Below are 16,044 nucleotides of genomic sequence, written 5' to 3'. Positions count from 1 at the left end.
CGGAATGCGCGCCACCCACTGGGGTCGCAACATCGAACCGGTATATTTTGCAGCGGAAACGGGGCGTGACTTCTGCCCAGAAGCCCGGACACATGCGATCGGCGTAAATATAGGAATTGTAATCTAATCAGCGCTTTAGGAGAAGTTTTGGTGGGTGATCACGGGCTCGAACCGTGGACCCGCTGATTAAGAGTCAGCTGCTCTACCAACTGAGCTAATCACCCATCCGTGGCGTCGCTTTAGCGCACGACCTCATCACACTCAAGAGGGTATTTGCATCTCGCAATGATAAACTCACAGCCGTTTCCGCCGGAGCGGTCGGAAACGGCTAGATTCTTGCCTTCAATCATCCCCGTCGTCAGCGCACGTCGATGAAGTTGCCCCTGAGGTCGAAGCGGCAGTTGAAGAAGGTGACGCCGCGGCCGCCATCGTAGTTGCCCTGCACCCAATAGTAGCGGCCGCTTCGGAAGGCCATATTGACGGTGATCCGGTTGGGACGCACGCCGAAGGCGGCAGACGCTTCGCCCTGGCAGAAGCGCGGCATCATTCTTGCGTCGACACGATCCGGCTGCTGCGTGTCGTCGTATTGCGGCGGGCGTTCCGGGCGTGGCCGTGTGTTGCCGCCGGCAGACGTGACACGGCAGACGCCGTTGCCGGCGCCCCGGCGCGTATAGCTGATTGAAGGCGAACCATCGCGGTTGACGCTGATCGAGATCGTGGTTCGTCCCTGGCTCGCCTCGTAATAATCGCTGCTGAACCGCTTCAGACGGGCCTGGCTGCCATTGATGAAGACGGGACCGCCCTGATCGGCGTGGACCCCGATACGGCCGGGGCAGGTGGCGTTGAAGAACGGCACTTCGGCCCTCGCCTCGGTGGCGAAGCCGGCAAGGATACCGACGAGCATTCCTGTGGCGATCGTGCTGCGCATGGGGATACCTCTCCAATCATCGCTCGTTTCGTGTGCCCGGCTCGCTGCAGTATGCCGACCATGCGCCTCGCGTCAAACGGGTCTTTTGTCGCGTTTCCCCTGTGGCCTGTATCCGCAGGGATGCGCGAGGGGTGGCCGGAACGCGCCCGGTTGATAGCGGGCGAGTTCTCCACAGGGGTTGCTCTAGCCCCACGAGATTTTTCAAAAGATTTTCACAAAGGCGCTGGACAACCAAACCGAACGCCTTTATACGCCCCCTCACGACAGCAGCGGGACACACCGCAGCGGTCGCGGATGGGTGATTAGCTCAGTTGGTAGAGCAGCTGACTCTTAATCAGCGGGTCCACGGTTCGAGCCCGTGATCACCCACCAAAACTTCTCTTAAGACGCTGATTAAGCTGAATTTCCCAAGTCTTATGCCGACGCCTCAGACGTAGAGTTCGCCGGCCGCAATCTTCACCGCATGGCCGCCGATGCGGGCGTTGCTGATTTCGCCGCCCGAGATGTCGAGATGCAGATGGATGAAGGACGGCCGTCCCATTTCCACGCCCTGCTCGACCAGCACCGGATGATGGCCGTCGACGAACTGGTCGAAATAGTGGATCGCGCCGGAAAGGGCGGCAACGGCCGAGCCGGTTGCCGGATCCTCCAGATTGCCGGCACCAGGGCCGAACTTGCGGGCGTGAAAGCGCGCCGTGTGGTTCACGCCGCCGCGACAATAGACGTAAGCCGCGGCCAGCCGTCCCTCGGCCATCGGCGTCAGTTGCTCCCAGCGCAGCGAATCGAACTCGATCGACGAAGCCGCCGCCACATCATGCACCGGCACCATGACGAAGGGTGCGCCCGCGCTCCAGAACGACGGCACGTGATTCTCGAAACCGATCTGCGAGAGTTTCAGGCTTAGCGCATCGGCGATCGCCTGCCGGTCGAAGCGTGCGTCGAGCCTGACCGATTTTCGCGGCAGGTCGAATTCGGCAAAGCTCGCCTGCCCGGGCTTGAGCCGCACGGCGCAGCGCACCGGCCCAACCTTCTCCTCCAGCACCTGCACGAGGTCGAAACCTTCCTCGGTCGCGCCACGCTGGGCCTCGGCGATCGCAATTGCCGCACCGACGGTCGGATGGCCGGCAAAGGGCAGTTCCTGGGCAGGCGTGAAGATCCGGAGCTTCGCCGTGTGCGCCGCACCGCCGGGCCTGCGGATAAACACCGTCTCCGACAGGTTGAATTCCTGCGCGATCGCCTGCATCGCTTCATCGTCGAGCCAGTCGGCACCGAAGACCACGGCCAGCGGATTGCCTTCCAGTCGCCTGTCGGTGAAGACGTCGTAGATCGCGTAGCTGAGCGCCATTCATGTCCCCTTGCGAATATGCGCGAACTTTGCAGCGTCGGGACGCGGGCGGCAAGGCTTAAAAGCGCCGGTACACAGCTCGGCGCGGATCACGTTTTCTTTAGCTCCGGCTCCGGCAGCACGCTTCGCCGCTCACGCGGCCAAAAACCCTCCCGGCCGCAACCGGCGCGCATCCGCCGCCGCGCGGCCGCGTGGCGACTCCCGCTAAAACGCACAAATACAAGGAGATGCGACGTCCCGTTGATTCGAAATCAGAGCGGCTTCTCGCGCCGAAACAGCCAGTCGAGGATCGGCGGTATGAAGGGTGGATAGTTGTGCGCCACGGGATCCGGGCCGAAAACCGCGATCGCCTCGTCAATCTCCGGCTCCGGGTCCGCGGCAATGTGCTCCGCCACGCGCGCAACCAGCGCTGCCGCCTTCTCCGGATAGCGATAGACGCGGATGAGCGTCACGGCGCGGCCCATATGCAGCAGGTGATAGCCGGGCTCCACCGTCGCGAGCGAAAGGTCTATGCCGGTTTCTTCCATCGCCTCGCGGCGGATATTGCCGTCGATGTCGCAGCCGCCATCGACGATATCCTCGGGCTCGAGCGAACCGGAGGGGCTGTAGACCCGGCCCGGATTGGCCGTGTGCCCGCCCATGCGCACGAGGATCAGCGCACCGTCGGAAGAAAGGATCGCCGGCATGGCAAAGAGATGAAAGGCACTCTTTGCTCGCGTCTTCCGCCACCAGAGAAAGGTCGAATAGGGCACCACATGCCCCTCGCCCCGCAGCCGGCCGTCCGCGATGCGAAGCGCCCTGAGCAACACCATCCGCCCGTCGAAGAGGTGCGGGTTGGCGGTAATCTCCCGTTGCCAGTTTTCCTGCGCGCGCTCCACCTGCTCCTGATGAAACGGATGCGCCGCGCCGGTGACGCGGACATCCACCGCATCGATCGGGATGATGACGCCTTCATCCGGCCAGGCGTCCGTGTTGCTTTCAAGCGCGCTCATGCTCACACATCCAGGGTGATGGCCACGGGGCAATGGTCGGACGCCTTCGGCCGGTCCCAGCCGGTGCGCGGATAGCGCTCCACCTCCAGATCAGGCGGAAAGATCGTGCGGAACGGCTGGCCGCCGCGAATGACCTCGGGCACCTGGTGCGCGTTGCGCTTGGCAAGCGCCGGCGAAAGCCAGATATAGTCGAGCTGGCAGAGATGCCGCTCCTGCGGCCCGCGGCTGTGGAACAGCGTCCAGCGATCCATCACCGGACGGCGCAGCATCGGGTTCTCGACAAAGCCGTCGCGGGTGAAGACGTCAAGCGAACTCGTCTCCTCCTCATGCGGCACGAACTGGTAGCCGGTGCGCCGGTCGCCGAGGATGTTCACCTTCTCCTGGTAATCGTTCATGTCGCCGCAGATCGCGAACATCTTGTCGGCCGTCTTCCCGCGGCCGAAGCGGCTTTCGATGATGTGGCGCACGGCCGAGGCTTCGGCCACGCGCAGCGGCATCGTCGCCTGCCGGCCGTCGAGCCCTTCGCGCGCCGGCCCCATCGACTTGAAATGCACCACGTAGAGCGTCAGCGGCCGCCCGCCGATCCTTAAGTCCAGCTCCAGGCAGTCGCGCTTGAAGATCCGGTCGGCCGGCCGGTTGGTAAGCGCTATTCTGTCGTTGAAGAGGTCGAGGTCCTCATAGGTCAGCCCCGCATGGCTCTTCACGTCGAGGCATTCGATCGGCTGGCCGTCGCGCGTCTCCTCGCGCATCAGCACGGCGACGTCGATCCCGCGCGAATCATTGCCCTCGATCAGGTACTTCTGGCGATAGCCGTTGCCGACCATGCGAAAAAGGTAGTTGTATTCGAAGGCCTGCAGCGAGGCCATGTTGTCGGCTTCCTGCAGGCAGAGGATATCGGCATCGCAATCGGCGATCGCCAGCGCCGACATCTGCCGCGTATCGTCCGTATGCGCAATCGTGCGCGCCTCCTCCAGCCGCTGGTACTCGGCTTCCGTCTTCACGTCGAAGAGCCGGAGCACGCGGTCCTGTTTCAGCTGGTTGCGAAAGCCGGAAAAATCGAAGCGGCTCAAAAGGTTTTCGATGTTGAAGGTGGCAAGGCGAAGCGACATTTATCAATTCCGTGGCATGAAATGCGGGGAGCTTAAGCAATTCCAGGAAAAGTGTGAAACGGTTTTCCGTCCGGAATCGCGCCATCTCAAAAAGCAATTCCAGGAAAAGTGTGAAACGGTTTTCCGTTCGGAATTGCGTCATCTCAAAAAGCAATTCCAGGAAAAGTGCGAAGCGGTTTTCCGTCCGGAATCGCGCCATCTCAAAAAGCAATTCCAGGAAAAGTGCGACGCGGTTTTCCGTTCGGAATTGCGTCGCCTCAAAAGCAATTCGAGGAAAAGTGCGAAGCGGTTTTCCGTCCGGAATCCATTGAAATCCCGTACACACCGGCGGCCTCCAGCTTCGAGCGCGACCTATCGCGTGGGACCGCCGCCGCAAATATGATCCATGTCATCCAGAACACGAACCAATGTGCTCATATGGCATTATCGCGTTGTCTCTTGCACTTGTTGGAGGATGGGGTTGAACACGGAAATCGAAATCAAGCTCGAGCTTCTCCCTGAAGATCTCGATCGCTTCGCCGCATCCGGGCTTCTGGGTGAGCCGGCGCGCGTCGAAAGCCAGCGGTCCGTCTATTTCGATACGCGCGCCCGCGACCTGTTCCAGTCGGGTTTCACGCTGCGCATCCGCACGGTCGGTTCTGCCCGCACCCAGACGATCAAGGCGACGGGAGCGAGCGCCTCGGTTTTCGCCCGGCCGGAATGGGAGCAGCCGCTGGACAGCGACGAGCCGGTGGTCGACCACACCACGCCGCTTGCCGCCCAGTTCGACCTCGAGCCAGGCGATCTGCAGGCGCATTTTGCCGTCGATGTCGAGCGCACCACCTGGAAAGTGAAACAGGATGGCGCCGACGTCGAGGTCGTGCTCGACCGCGGCCTGATCACCGCGGGCACCCGCCAGACCGCGATCGGCGAGATCGAACTTGAGCTCAAGGACGGCGCGCCCGAGGCGCTCTTCACGCTCGCCCGCCGTATCGAGGCGATCGTTCCCATCCGCTTCGGCGTCATGTCCAAGGCGGAGCGCGGCTTCCGTCTCATCGATGCCGAGCAGATGGTCTTCAAGGCCGAGCCGGTCGAACTCGACCGCGAGATGCGGGTGGCAAAGAGCTTCCGCACGGTCGCCCTTGCCTGTCTTCGCCACCACCGCCTGAACGAAGACGTGCTGCGCGTGCGCCAGAACCCGGAGGCCCTGCACCAGGCTCGCGTTGCCCTTCGGCGCCTGCGATCGGCCTTCTCGCTCTACAGGGATTTGCTTCAGGACGACGAAAGTACGCGCCTGAAAGGCGAGCTGAAGTGGCTGGCGGGCGTCTTCGGCAAGGCCCGCGACGTCGACGTTCTCCTGGCCCGCGCATCCCAGCCGGAACTTGTCGAGTGGCTGAAGACGGCCCGCGCCGCCCGCTATCGGGAGGTGTTCGCGGCGCTCGATGACGGACGCGGCCGCGCCCTCATGCTCGATCTCCACCAGTGGCTGCACTGCGGCGCCTATCTTTCATCGCCGCCCGCCGAACTTCACGATAGGCCCGTGACCGATTTTGCCGAGGCCGTGCTCGACCGCGAGCGCCGGAAGCTGAAGAAGCACGGCCGCGCGCTCGCCAAGATCAACGACGAGGAGCGGCACGAGGCCCGCAAGGACGCCAAGAAGCTGCGCTATGCCGCCGAATTCTTTGCGACACTGTTCGACGACAAGCGTGGCGCCAGGCGCCACAAGCGCTTCACGGCCGCAATGGCCGCACTGCAGGATGAACTCGGCACGCTCAACGATCTGGTTTCGGCGCCGCATGTGCTCGGCGAGATCGGCCTCGAAGATCACCCGGACGCCGGAACGCTCGTCGTTCAGGCCAACAAGGACAAGCTCATCGACCGCGCGCAGGCTGCGCTCGACGACGTGATCGACGTCAAGCGCTTCTGGCGTTGAGCACGCCGGGCAAACCGACGTCGGTTTATCCCGGCACCTTGGCCCCCCTCATGCCGCAACCGTGATCTTCGGCGGCTGCCAGGTGCCGTCGAGGATCGCGTCCTTGCCCCAATAGGCGCGAATGTAGAGCGAGAAGATTCCGTGCGGCGCCGGCAACCAGTTGCTGTCCTTCTCCCCGCCGGGGCGCTCGGCGCTCACATAAAGCGTCAGCGAGCCGTCGGCATTGCGCTTCAGCCTGTCGCTCTTGGTGCCCAGCGAATAGCGCTTGAAGTCGTTGGTGTGGAAGAGGTGCTTGTCGTCATAAAGGGTCAGCGACCAGAAGCCGTTGACCGGCGGTTCCTGGCCGGGCGCAAAGGTGATCTCGTAGAGTTTCACGCCGGTCAGCTGGTCGCCGGCGCCGTCGAAGTCGGTATAGAAATACTGCGTCTCGCTCGGCCGGTTGTTGAACATGTTCGACTTGGCGGTGCCGGTCCGGTTGAAGTAGTCGATCCCCCATTGCGCATTGTTGACCGAGCGGTTCCAGCCATTGCCGGCCGGCAGCCCGTTGCGCTGCCATTCCAAGAAGGGGTGGATGACCTTGTTCTCGGTCTCGATCGCGGTGTCGACGAGCATGCCCCGAAGCTCGGGATCCCGCTCGGCCGCGTCGAGCAACAGGCGGAACTGGGCAAAAAGCGCCTCCTCCCCCGGCAGCGGATCGACCGCGGCGATGGCGTCGCCGAACTGGTCGAAGAACGTCTCCGGCGTCACCCATTTGGTTTCGGCGTCGGTCGCGCCGCCGTTTAAGGGCGGAGCCGGAATGTCGGTCAGCTTTGCCCATTCGATCGTCTTCGCCTCGCCGGTAAACTCTTTCAGCGGATAGAAAACCACCTGGTTGATCAGCGGCTGGACCGCCTGGTTGTCGTCGCTCACATCGGTCTGGAAGATGCGGGGAATGGCGCTCGCAAGCGATGTCGGGGAGCGGATGATGTCGGTGATGCCGGCGGGCTTCAGCCCGTCCCAGTCGGGGCCGACAAGAAGATAGAAGCCGGGCCGCGTGCCATAGGGCTTGCCGAGCTGGCCGAACTGATCGGTGCGGGCATCGTAGAGCGAATAGAGCCAGAAGCGGTCGCCGAAGTCGGGCACCTGCGCGACGACGGGCTCATCGTCGAGCTCGAAGAAACCGAGGCCATAGACGACGTCCTGGTTGGGGCATGTGACGAAGGTTTCCGACGGCTCGATATAGTCGTGCAGCATGCCCACCTGGCCGCGCGGGGCCACCGGCGAAAGGCCACCGAGCAGACCCGCATAAGGCGCCTGGGTGACCTTGGCCCTGCGGTTCAGCATGTTGACGATCGGCCAGCCCCAGATATAGGCCATCTGCCCGATCGTACGGGCATAGCCTGGATGCATGGCAACGCCGGTCACCGGCAGCGTCGGCGCTCCCGGCCCGAGCGCTTGCTGCGCCTCGGCGGGCGTGGCCGAGGTAACGACCGAGGCGGCGGTCAAAGCCGCCGGAACGGCCGCGCCGGCACCGATCGCGGCAAGCGAGGCTGCTCCGATCCCGCCTTTCATCATGTCGCGTCGAGTGATTTCAAGATTGCTGCCGGATGTTTTCATCATCGTCTCCAGGCGTCCTGATCAATCAGCTTTCGAAAGGCACCCGCACAGGCGCCCCGTTTTTGGCACACCGTCCATCTCGCCCGGCTTCGTCCTCGCGCCGGAAAACCGGCCTTTCGCCCTCACCCGTGACGGTTCAGGACACGGATCGCTCGCAAGAATGGTTCTCTGTTTTTTTTCCTCAACTGCGGCATTTCAATGCCCAGCAGCACGGATCCGCACAGGGCCGTCGGACACCGCGCGTGAGGACCGCTATCCTGCCGAAACAAGCCGTTCGGCGAAAGTACGTAACTGTTAAAATACGATGCAAACGATCACGCAAAGCAGGGCGATCTTCCTTTCACCGATCGCCCCGCCTTGAGGAACCGTCGCAGGCTCAGCGGCAGCCGTCCTGCGCCGCTATCGCCCTTTCGATCCTCAGCGCCAGGTCATCACTCACCGGCACCATCGGTAGCCGCATCTCCGGGCTGTCGATCAGCCCCGCGCGCCACAGCCAGTGCTTGATCGGCCCGGGGCTCGGCTCGGCAAAGAGCAGCCGCGGCAGGTCGGCAAGGCGCTGCCATGCGGAAAGCGCCCCCGCCTGGTCGCCGGCAAGCAGCCTGTTGCGAACATCGGCGAAGGCTGCCGTCTGGACATGGGCGGACGCCGTGATCCCGCCTTCGGCCCCTTGCGTCAGCGCCGTGTAGAACAACGGGTCCTCGCCGGTCAGTACGGCGAAATCGCGCGGCTTGTGGCGCAGCAGATCGAAGGATTGCGTCGCATCCGCCGAACAATCCTTTACGCCGACGATGTTTCTCCGTTCCGCCAGTTGCAGCATCGTCTCGTTGCCGAGGTTGACGCCCGTCCGGTAGGGAATGTTGTAGATCAGGATCGGCCGGTCCGTGGCATCAGCAAGGGCCGAGAAATGCGCAAACAGCCCCCGCTGCGACGGCCGCGTGTAATAGGGGCAGGCAATCAGATAGCCATCGACGCCCCAAGCGGCCATCCGCTCCAGCGCCCTCACCGACTTCCGCGTATCGCTGCCGGAAAGCCCGAAATAGACCGGGATGCGCCGGCCGGATCCAGCCAGGGTCTGATTGGTGATCGCAACCACCCGCTCGCACTCCGCCTCGTCGAGCGCCATGCCCTCGCCCGTGGTCGCGCCGAGAATGAATCCATCGATCGGCTCGGCCGCATAGTGGACGACCAGCCGGCGGAGCGAGCGCTCGTCCAGTTCACCATCGCGAAAGGGCGTGATCAGCGGCAGCCAGAGGCCGCCAAGGCCCGGCGATTGTGTTGAAGCTGTGCTTTCCATGAAACTCCATCTCCTTGAAGAAACCGGAGACGGAGAGCGCAAGCGAAAACCCCGTCCGAACCGGCGGGGTCGATCTGATCCTTGTGCTTGCTATGCTCTGCGCGCAACGACCGACAGCCCCGGGTGCGGGGCTTTTTTCGCAGTCGTCAGTTTGGCGAGGCGGCAGGTCATGAGCGCGAAGGTCGAACAGTCCGGCTGCATTGTCAAGGAGGACCCGCTCCTAGCGACGACGTGCCTGCGCTCCCCGATCGTCGCAGCAACGCCTCGATCTTGAAATTTTCAGTTGTTTACAGTTACTTGGCCGCATCAAATCCAATCTTGCAGCAGGCCTGGCGAAGGCTGCTAAAGATTGCATGACGCCGTGCGCGGCACGCGCTTCGACAGGCTGATACAGCGCTCGCCGGCAATCCAATCCGCTTAGCCCAAACTTGAGCTTCCGCTCAGTCCGGACATGAGCTTCCGCTCAGTCCGGACATTCCGCGCCGGTATCCACCCAGGCTGTGATCAGCGCGGCGAACTCCGGTTGCGAACCGGGCGGCGCACTGCGGCCCTCACCCGGATGCCAGGCCCAGCCGACCAGGTGATCCTCGCCCATGTGCTTGATGAGATCGGCATGGGAGCGGTTGCCGTTACGCTCGGTGTCCTTCACCTGTTCGCAGATCTCGCGAACGGTGAGGCCCTGCCAGGCCATGCTTTCGGGCGCCAGCTGCCAATGGGCGTTGCCGGGGATGGACTTCAGCCGGCTGCCGACGATCGCCCGGTTCTCCGCGCCGTGGCAGGTGCTGCAGGCAAGGCCGGCCGGCCCCATCGAACTGTCGGCGGCGATCATCAGTGGCACATGCGGATGCATGTCCTCGCCCTGCGTCGGGCTGCGCGTTGCCGGGTGACAGTTGATGCAGCGCGGATGGGTGAGCACCCGGCTCGCCTCGGCAAAGATCGCCTTAGAGCGCTGGCGCGCATCGGTGATCGAGGCAAAGTCGGCCGCGCCTTTCAAGGCGCCGCCGCTGGCGGTTTCGGCAAAACCGCTGACCGGCTCGAAAGTGGCGATGAGACCTGCCGCCACGAGCGCGGATGCAAGCGAAAGAGCAAGGGCGGGCCTGTTCATGGTCACACCCTCCTCAGGTCGCCCTGGTCGATCGGCAGGGTTCTGAGCCGCTTGCCGGTCGCCATGAAGATCGCGTTCAGAAGCGCCGGCGCCACGCCGGGCGTGCCCACTTCGCCGATGCCGCCGGGCGCCTCGGCGCTCGGCACGATATGCACCTCGATCGGCGGCGTCTCGTGAATGCGCAGGACAGGCGCATCGTCGAAATTCCCTTCGACCACCGCGCCGTTTTCGACGGTGATGCGCCCGTAAAGTGCCGCACTCAGGCCGTAGACGACACCGCTCTGGATCTGTGCTTCGACCGTGTCCGGGTTGATCACCTGGCCGCAATCGACCGCGCAGACGATACGCTCGGTCTTGAACCTGCCGTTCCCGTCGAGGCTGACTTCGGCGACCATCGCCGCGAAGCTGCCGAAATCCTCGGCAACCGCGATACCCCGCCCCCTGCCCTTGGCAAGCGGGGTCGACCAGCCGGCCTTCTCGGCTGCAAGGTCGAGCGCGCCGAGCAGCCGCGGCTTGTGCTGCAGCAGCCGCCGTCGGTATTCGAGCGGATCGATGCCCGCCAGTTCCGCCAGTTCGTCGATTCCGCATTCGACCGGGGGAATGTTGCGGGTGGCGCCGACACCACGCCAGTTACCGGTGAGCATGCCATCCGGCGCCTCCTGGCGGGCAAAATCGGTCTGCCTGTTTTCGATCGCATAGGGCGTTTCGGCCCCCGCCATCTGGTCGAGGTCGACACCGTCCTTGGTAAAGCCCGGGAACCAGCGCGCCATGACCGACGGGCCGATGACCCGGTGCCGCCAGGAGACCGGCATGCCGTCGGCCCCGAGCGTCGCCGTCACCTTGCTGTAGTTGAGGTAACGATAGCAGTCGTGACGGATGTCCTCCTCCCGGCTCCAGGTCACTTTCACCGGGCCCTTCACCTGCTTGGCGATCTTCGTCGCGAGGATCACGCCGTCGACATCGAGCCTGCGGCCAAAGCCGCCGCCGAGCAAGTGGTTGTGCACCAGCACCTTTTCGACCGGCAGGCCGGTAACGTCGGCCGCCGCCTGCCGTGCCCGGCTCATGATCTGCGTCCCCACCCAGACCTCGCAGCCATCGGGGCGCACATGCACGGTGCAATTCATCGGCTCCATGGCGGAATGGGTCAGGATCGGCATGCGGTAGACGAATTCGTGCACCGGCCCATGCTCGGCCTCGGCCTTGGCGACATCGCCTTCGCTGACATGCGGCAGGGCCTTGCCGTCGATCGCCGCATCCATGAGGTGCTCGAGTTCGGCTTGCGAAACCGAGGCGCTCGGCCCCGGATCCCATTCGATCGAAAGGGCCGCGAGCCCCTTCCGCGCAGCGCCGGTATTGTTGGCGACGACCGCGACGGCCTCCTCGATGCGGACCACCTGGCTGACGCCCTTGATCGCCATGGCCGGGGCCTCGTCGACTGAGCGCAGCTTGCCGTTGAAGTGCGGACAGATCGCGATCGCCGCATAGGAGACGCCATCCGGGCGGGCATCGATGCCGAATTTCGCGGTGCCGTTCACCTTCTCCGGGCTGTCGAGACGATGCACCGGCTTGCCGATCACCCGGTAGCTGGACGCCGGCTTCAGCGGGACCTCCTGCGGCACGACTTCAGAGGCCGCAGCCGCAATCAGGCTGCCATAGGCGGCGCGCCGGCTGCCGGCGGTCTCGACCACATGTCCCGCCTCGGCCTTGCAGGCGTCGGGCGAAACGCCCCAGTCGCGCGCCGCAGCACCGATGAGCATGATGCGGGCCGCCGCACCCGCCTTGCGCATCTGCTCGTAGACACCGCGGATCGCAAAGGAACCGCCGGTGATCTGGTCGCCCAGCAGCGGATTGGCATATTGCTTGGGGTCGGCCGGCGCATGTTCCAGCACCACCTGGTCGAGCCCGACCTCCAGCTCTTCGGCAAGCATCATCGCGACCGCCGTATAGATGCCCTGCCCCATTTCCACCGAGGGCATGACGAAGGTGATCTTGCCTTCCTGGGGAATGCGGATGAAGGCGTTCGGCGAAAAGGGCTCGCCCGCTGCGACGGCCGCCTGCGGCCTGAAGCTGATCACCAGCCCCGCACCGGTCAGCGATGCGCCGATCAGAAGCTGGCGGCGCGATAAGGAAAGGTTCGTTCTGTCGAAGATGGACATGGCATCACCCCCGCGCCGCAAGCTTGATGGCTGCACGAATGCGCGGATAGGTGCCGCAACGACAGATGTTTCCGGCCATGACCGCATCGATGTCGTCGTCGGTCGGCGTGGGATTGGCGGCAATGAGCGCGGTCGCCGACATGATCTGCCCGGATTGACAGTAGCCGCACTGCACCACGTCGATGTCGAGCCAGGCCTGCTGCACCCGTTTGCCCTCGGGCGTGTCGCCGATCGCCTCGATCGTGGTGATCGATTTCTCCGCCGCCTCGGACACCGGCATCACGCAGGAGCGCGCCGCCTGCCCGTCGACATGCACCGTGCAGGCGCCGCACATGGCGATGCCGCAGCCGAATTTGGTTCCGGTAAGCCCTATCGTGTCGCGCAGGACCCAGAGCAGAGGGATATCGCCGTCCACATCGACGGCATAGCTCTTTCCATTGACCGTGAGGTTGTAAGGCATGCGACCATCGGCCCCTCAGGGCCGCTCCCCTGTACATGCGAAGGCGCGAAAATACCAACAAGGCGGACGATCGGCCAAATTACATTCTTGTGAGGTCCCGTCGGGAAAATCCCTCCGCCACCGCCGCCGGACGCCATGCGTAGAGGAACGAGCGCTGCTGAAACGAAATCGGGATGCGCCGCGGCTGGTGACCAGCTCAGGCACATCCCGATGATATCAATAGGTTTTTTTAAGCGGAAATCAGAGGAGATTGGTCTCGACGTCGATGTTGCCGCGCACTGCCTTGGAGTAAGGGCAGATATCATGGGCGGCGTGGATGATGTCGTGCGCAACGTCGCGGTCGAGACCATCCAGGCGAACGTTCAGGCGGGCACGCAGGAAATAGGAGCCGTCGTTGACGTTGAGATCGATCTCGGTATCGACCTGCGGCCCGGCCGGGAGCTTCACCTTGCGCTGCAGCGCTGCGAGCTCGATCGCGCCCAGGTAACAGGCCGACCAGGCGGCGCCGAACAGGTTTTCCGCGGCCGGATGCGGCTGGGTGAGCTTGAGTTCCAAAGTGCCGTCTTGGCTGATGGTGCCGCCGTCGCGGCCGCTGGTGTTGTGGGTCTTGCCGGTGAAAAGAAGCTTCTCGGTCATGTCATTTCCTCTCTGTTTGATTTTTTATCGGATCCGCTTTAATCGGATGCGATGTTTATAGATGAAGCGTGAGGCACCGTCAACACCATTGCGATTTAATCGGATACGATTTATATTAAGTGCAGACAACGAAAAGGAAAAAAGATTCCCATGTCCACGTCCAAGACTGCCAAGGACCCTGGCACTGCATCGGCCAAGGGCGGCAAGAAGCTTTCGAACTTCCTGTGCTTTGCGATCTACTCGGCAAATCTTGCCTTCGGCCGCGCCTACAAGCCCCTGCTCGACAAGCTGGGCCTCACCTATACCCAATACGTGACTCTCGTGGCGCTGTCGGAAGAGGACGACCAGACGGTGAGCACGCTTGGTGAAAAGCTCTTTCTGGAATCGAACACGCTGACGCCGATCCTGAAGAAGCTCGAGGCTGACGGTTACCTTCAGCGGCGCCGCGATCCCGCAGACGAACGCCAGGTGCGGCTGACGCTGACGCCGGCCGGCCAGGCGGTGGTGGATGCCGAGCCGGGTGCTGCGCTGACCGACGTGATCGGCCTCGGTGACGACTTTGAGACGGTGCAGCGGTCGGTGGCAAAGCTACGCGACAACCTGCTAGGCGCTGGTCAGCCCGGAAACCGGAAATAGTGAAGGTCGCTGAAACGCCCGCCTGCCGCTGCCGCGATTATCGCTCGCGCAAAGGCCGGCACGGCGATTGGAGCGGCCAGCATCACACGCAAGGGCGGCTCTCCGCCGTCCTTGCCGCTTGGCCGGATCAGGCACTCAAGCGCTCACGCGGCACCATCATTTCCGCCGCTTTGGCGTAACCGCCGTCCATGCCGTCGAGAAAATGTAAGTGCGCATCCGGTCGCGCCGACGGCACAAGGCAGGTCATCAGCGCGTGGCTCTGCCGATGCAGCCCGAAGATCACCTCGCCCCGCGCCTTGGCGGCCGCAAGGATCGCCTCGATGCGGTCGATCTGCTCCGTCGTGCAATCCACCGTCAGGCGCAGACCGTCGTCATATTTGCGAAAATCGGAACTGGCGGCCACTCCCGCCCAGCGCTCGGGCGCAACCCGCACCCGCGCGTCCTTCGGCACACCCATTTCCTCCGGCAGAGGATGCGACTGCCGCGGCCCTTGATCGAAGACAGCGATCACCGCGCGCGCCACCGCGGCAAAGCGCTCGGGCGTCACGTCGTCGGCGGGTTCGGCCAGCAGCGACAGGATCTGCCCCTGCCGGCTTGGAAACGGCCGCCATTCGCAGGCAAGGCCGGTCAGATCCGGTTCGGCACCATGGCTTTCCGGCGAAAGCAGGTAGTGCCCCTCTTTCAGCTGCCGCTCCGCCCATTTAAGCCCACCGCCGGCAAACATCGCATAGGTCGCGTTTTCCGATGCGGCATAGCGGGCGATGCGCACATCCTGGCCATGTTCCCTGATATCCCGGACCGTCAGCAGGCCGACGCGCAAATCGAGACCAAACCGGTCCCTTGCGAAGGCGGCGAGCTGCCGCAGCGCCGAAGCTGCCATTGCCGCCCCGCCGGGCGCCAGCGCAAAGGCCGCGCCATCGCCGCGAAACACGAAGGGAAAATCAAAATCGCCGCGCGCATTGCCGATGGCGGCAATCGCCGAAGCGCCGACATAGTTGACGTCCTCGTAGCGCCCGGCCCGGATCGCGCCGGTGGAATTCACGACGTCGGTGATGCCGATCAGCCAGTCATCGGGCAGCGGCTCGTAGACATCGGGATCGAGCACGCGGGAAAACTCGCGATAGGCGCGAACGGGCGTAGCGTCACCAGTGTTGTGCATGTCCATTCTCCGTACCGACGAACCGAGCAAACCTCTTGGCCGCCTGCCTCCGGCAAGCGCCTCCGATCATCCGGCACCGCCAAATTAGATCGGACGCGATATAAATACCGAGCAACAGCGGAATGTCAAGATGACACTATTAAATCGGATACGATAATAATAGCCATTAATCCACGCGATCAAGCCGATACGCTAAAGGTCAGGAAATCGCCACGACCTCGAGCTCCTGGTCGCCGACCGTGACGAGGTCGCCCACTGCCTTGCCCATGAGGATGCGTGCCACCGGCGAGACATAGGAGATCGATCCCGCCTTGGGGTCTGCCTCGTCCTCGCCGACGATCCGGTATTTTTGTACCCGCCCGTCGTCCCGGCTGAAGGTCACCGTGCTGCCAAAGGCGACGATCTCGTTGGAGGCAGGTTCGGGCATCAGCTGTGCGGTGCGCAGCCGTTCGGAGAGATAGCGCACGTCCCGCAAGGGTCCCGCCTGCTGCCGCCGCTTTTCGTTCACGTCGTCGATCGTGGCTGCCGCTTCATAGGCGACCCGCGCCTCCTGCATCTGGGCCTCCAGCGCCGTCAGCCCCGCCTTTGTCACCAGGTTCGGATGCGGCGAAACCGCCCGGTCCGGCAGCAACGTTTCGGCGGCGGTTTCGGCACTTTCTTCCTTGGTGAAGGCAACGCTCAATCTTCAAAACTCCGTATCGCGGGCAAGAGGCCGG

Annotated in this window: 15 protein-coding genes and 2 tRNA genes; 4 read left to right on the top strand and 13 right to left on the bottom strand. The window is 63.6% G+C overall.

Annotated elements, in window-relative coordinates; translation table 11 throughout:
- Positions 1-148: 148 nt before the first annotated feature.
- Positions 149-224 (bottom strand) — tRNA-Lys (locus IB272_RS07920).
- A gap of 134 nt (positions 225-358) precedes the next feature.
- Positions 359-928 (bottom strand): hypothetical protein, encoded by a 570-nt coding sequence (locus IB272_RS34725; protein ID WP_210339423.1) that lies wholly within the window; start codon positions 926-928, stop codon positions 359-361.
- A 296-nt stretch (positions 929-1,224) separates the two neighbouring features.
- Between IB272_RS34725 and IB272_RS07910 the strand changes: the two genes are divergently transcribed.
- Positions 1,225-1,300 (top strand) — tRNA-Lys (locus IB272_RS07910).
- 55 nt (positions 1,301-1,355) lie between these two features.
- Here IB272_RS07910 and IB272_RS07905 read toward each other — a convergent pair.
- The 3 genes from IB272_RS07905 to IB272_RS07895 form a co-directional block, all read right to left on the bottom strand.
- A complete protein-coding gene (locus tag IB272_RS07905; RefSeq protein WP_034793378.1) occupies positions 1,356-2,273 on the bottom strand; it encodes a PhzF family phenazine biosynthesis protein in 918 nt (305 codons plus the stop codon).
- Positions 2,274-2,524: 251 nt separating this feature from the next.
- On the bottom strand, positions 2,525-3,265 hold the full coding sequence (locus IB272_RS07900; RefSeq protein WP_034793376.1) for an NUDIX hydrolase: 741 nt from the start codon (positions 3,263-3,265) through the stop codon (positions 2,525-2,527).
- Between the two features lie 2 nt (positions 3,266-3,267).
- On the bottom strand, positions 3,268-4,374 hold the full coding sequence (locus IB272_RS07895; RefSeq protein ID WP_034793373.1) for an endonuclease/exonuclease/phosphatase family protein: 1,107 nt from the start codon (positions 4,372-4,374) through the stop codon (positions 3,268-3,270).
- Here IB272_RS07895 and IB272_RS07890 point away from each other — a divergent pair.
- Complete coding sequence (locus tag IB272_RS07890; RefSeq protein WP_192444288.1) at positions 4,346-4,756, top strand: hypothetical protein; 411 nt, start codon at positions 4,346-4,348, stop codon at positions 4,754-4,756. The genes IB272_RS07895 and IB272_RS07890 overlap by 29 nt on opposite strands.
- Before the next feature lie 72 nt (positions 4,757-4,828).
- Positions 4,829-6,286, top strand: a complete 1,458-nt coding sequence (locus IB272_RS07885; RefSeq protein ID WP_246810322.1) for a CYTH and CHAD domain-containing protein — start codon at positions 4,829-4,831, stop codon at positions 6,284-6,286.
- A gap of 48 nt (positions 6,287-6,334) precedes the next feature.
- Here IB272_RS07885 and IB272_RS07880 read toward each other — a convergent pair whose 3' ends face one another.
- The 6 genes from IB272_RS07880 to IB272_RS07855 form a co-directional block, all read right to left on the bottom strand.
- On the bottom strand, positions 6,335-7,882 hold the full coding sequence (locus IB272_RS07880) for a DUF1254 domain-containing protein (RefSeq protein ID WP_082566244.1): 1,548 nt from the start codon (positions 7,880-7,882) through the stop codon (positions 6,335-6,337).
- 376 nt (positions 7,883-8,258) lie between these two features.
- Positions 8,259-9,176 carry a 4-hydroxy-tetrahydrodipicolinate synthase gene (gene dapA / locus IB272_RS07875; protein WP_192444287.1) on the bottom strand — a complete coding sequence of 306 codons (918 nt, stop codon included), beginning with the start codon at positions 9,174-9,176 and terminating at the stop codon, positions 8,259-8,261.
- Between the two features lie 463 nt (positions 9,177-9,639).
- Positions 9,640-10,281, bottom strand: a complete 642-nt coding sequence (locus IB272_RS07870) for a hypothetical protein (protein ID WP_060583317.1) — start codon at positions 10,279-10,281, stop codon at positions 9,640-9,642.
- 2 nt (positions 10,282-10,283) lie between these two features.
- Positions 10,284-12,437 carry a molybdopterin cofactor-binding domain-containing protein gene (locus IB272_RS07865; RefSeq protein ID WP_192444286.1) on the bottom strand — a complete coding sequence of 718 codons (2,154 nt, stop codon included), beginning with the start codon at positions 12,435-12,437 and terminating at the stop codon, positions 10,284-10,286.
- 4 nt (positions 12,438-12,441) lie between these two features.
- Complete coding sequence (locus IB272_RS07860) at positions 12,442-12,897, bottom strand: (2Fe-2S)-binding protein (protein ID WP_089043588.1); 456 nt, start codon at positions 12,895-12,897, stop codon at positions 12,442-12,444.
- Positions 12,898-13,137: 240 nt separating this feature from the next.
- Positions 13,138-13,533 (bottom strand): Ohr family peroxiredoxin, encoded by a 396-nt coding sequence (locus IB272_RS07855; RefSeq protein WP_034793353.1) that lies wholly within the window; start codon positions 13,531-13,533, stop codon positions 13,138-13,140.
- A 150-nt stretch (positions 13,534-13,683) separates the two neighbouring features.
- On the opposite strand from IB272_RS07855, the gene IB272_RS07850 reads away from it, so the two are divergent.
- Positions 13,684-14,169, top strand: coding sequence for a MarR family transcriptional regulator (locus IB272_RS07850; protein ID WP_034793351.1), 486 nt, complete (start codon positions 13,684-13,686; stop codon positions 14,167-14,169).
- Between the two features lie 127 nt (positions 14,170-14,296).
- On the opposite strand, the gene IB272_RS07845 is transcribed toward IB272_RS07850, so the two are convergent.
- Positions 14,297-15,328 (bottom strand): DUF3095 family protein, encoded by a 1,032-nt coding sequence (locus IB272_RS07845; protein ID WP_192444285.1) that lies wholly within the window; start codon positions 15,326-15,328, stop codon positions 14,297-14,299.
- Positions 15,329-15,527: 199 nt separating this feature from the next.
- On the bottom strand, positions 15,528-16,010 hold the full coding sequence (gene greA, locus IB272_RS07840; RefSeq protein ID WP_060583309.1) for a transcription elongation factor GreA: 483 nt from the start codon (positions 16,008-16,010) through the stop codon (positions 15,528-15,530).
- Positions 16,011-16,044 lie beyond the last annotated feature (34 nt).

The organism is Ensifer sp. ENS08, from assembly GCF_014852195.1.
Lineage (GTDB): Bacteria > Pseudomonadota > Alphaproteobacteria > Rhizobiales > Rhizobiaceae > Ensifer > Ensifer adhaerens.
This window is presented reverse-complemented; position numbering and strand designations above follow the sequence as displayed.

Bases quoted from the DNA above. Each gene is read 5' to 3' on its own strand.
- dapA (WP_192444287.1), bottom strand. From the start codon at position 9,176: ATGGAAAGCACAGCTTCAACACAATCGCCGGGCCTTGGCGGCCTCTGG.
- IB272_RS07885 (WP_246810322.1), top strand. From the start codon at position 4,829: ATGGGGTTGAACACGGAAATCGAAATCAAGCTCGAGCTTCTCCCTGAA.
- IB272_RS34725 (WP_210339423.1), bottom strand. From the start codon at position 928: ATGCGCAGCACGATCGCCACAGGAATGCTCGTCGGTATCCTTGCCGGC.
- IB272_RS07845 (WP_192444285.1), bottom strand. From the start codon at position 15,328: ATGCACAACACTGGTGACGCTACGCCCGTTCGCGCCTATCGCGAGTTT.
- IB272_RS07895 (WP_034793373.1), bottom strand. From the start codon at position 4,374: ATGTCGCTTCGCCTTGCCACCTTCAACATCGAAAACCTTTTGAGCCGC.
- IB272_RS07870 (WP_060583317.1), bottom strand. From the start codon at position 10,281: ATGAACAGGCCCGCCCTTGCTCTTTCGCTTGCATCCGCGCTCGTGGCG.
- IB272_RS07855 (WP_034793353.1), bottom strand. From the start codon at position 13,533: ATGACCGAGAAGCTTCTTTTCACCGGCAAGACCCACAACACCAGCGGC.
- IB272_RS07880 (WP_082566244.1), bottom strand. From the start codon at position 7,882: ATGAAAACATCCGGCAGCAATCTTGAAATCACTCGACGCGACATGATG.
- IB272_RS07850 (WP_034793351.1), top strand. From the start codon at position 13,684: ATGTCCACGTCCAAGACTGCCAAGGACCCTGGCACTGCATCGGCCAAG.
- IB272_RS07865 (WP_192444286.1), bottom strand. From the start codon at position 12,437: ATGTCCATCTTCGACAGAACGAACCTTTCCTTATCGCGCCGCCAGCTT.
- IB272_RS07860 (WP_089043588.1), bottom strand. From the start codon at position 12,897: ATGCCTTACAACCTCACGGTCAATGGAAAGAGCTATGCCGTCGATGTG.
- IB272_RS07905 (WP_034793378.1), bottom strand. From the start codon at position 2,273: ATGGCGCTCAGCTACGCGATCTACGACGTCTTCACCGACAGGCGACTG.
- IB272_RS07900 (WP_034793376.1), bottom strand. From the start codon at position 3,265: ATGAGCGCGCTTGAAAGCAACACGGACGCCTGGCCGGATGAAGGCGTC.
- IB272_RS07890 (WP_192444288.1), top strand. From the start codon at position 4,346: ATGTTGAAGGTGGCAAGGCGAAGCGACATTTATCAATTCCGTGGCATG.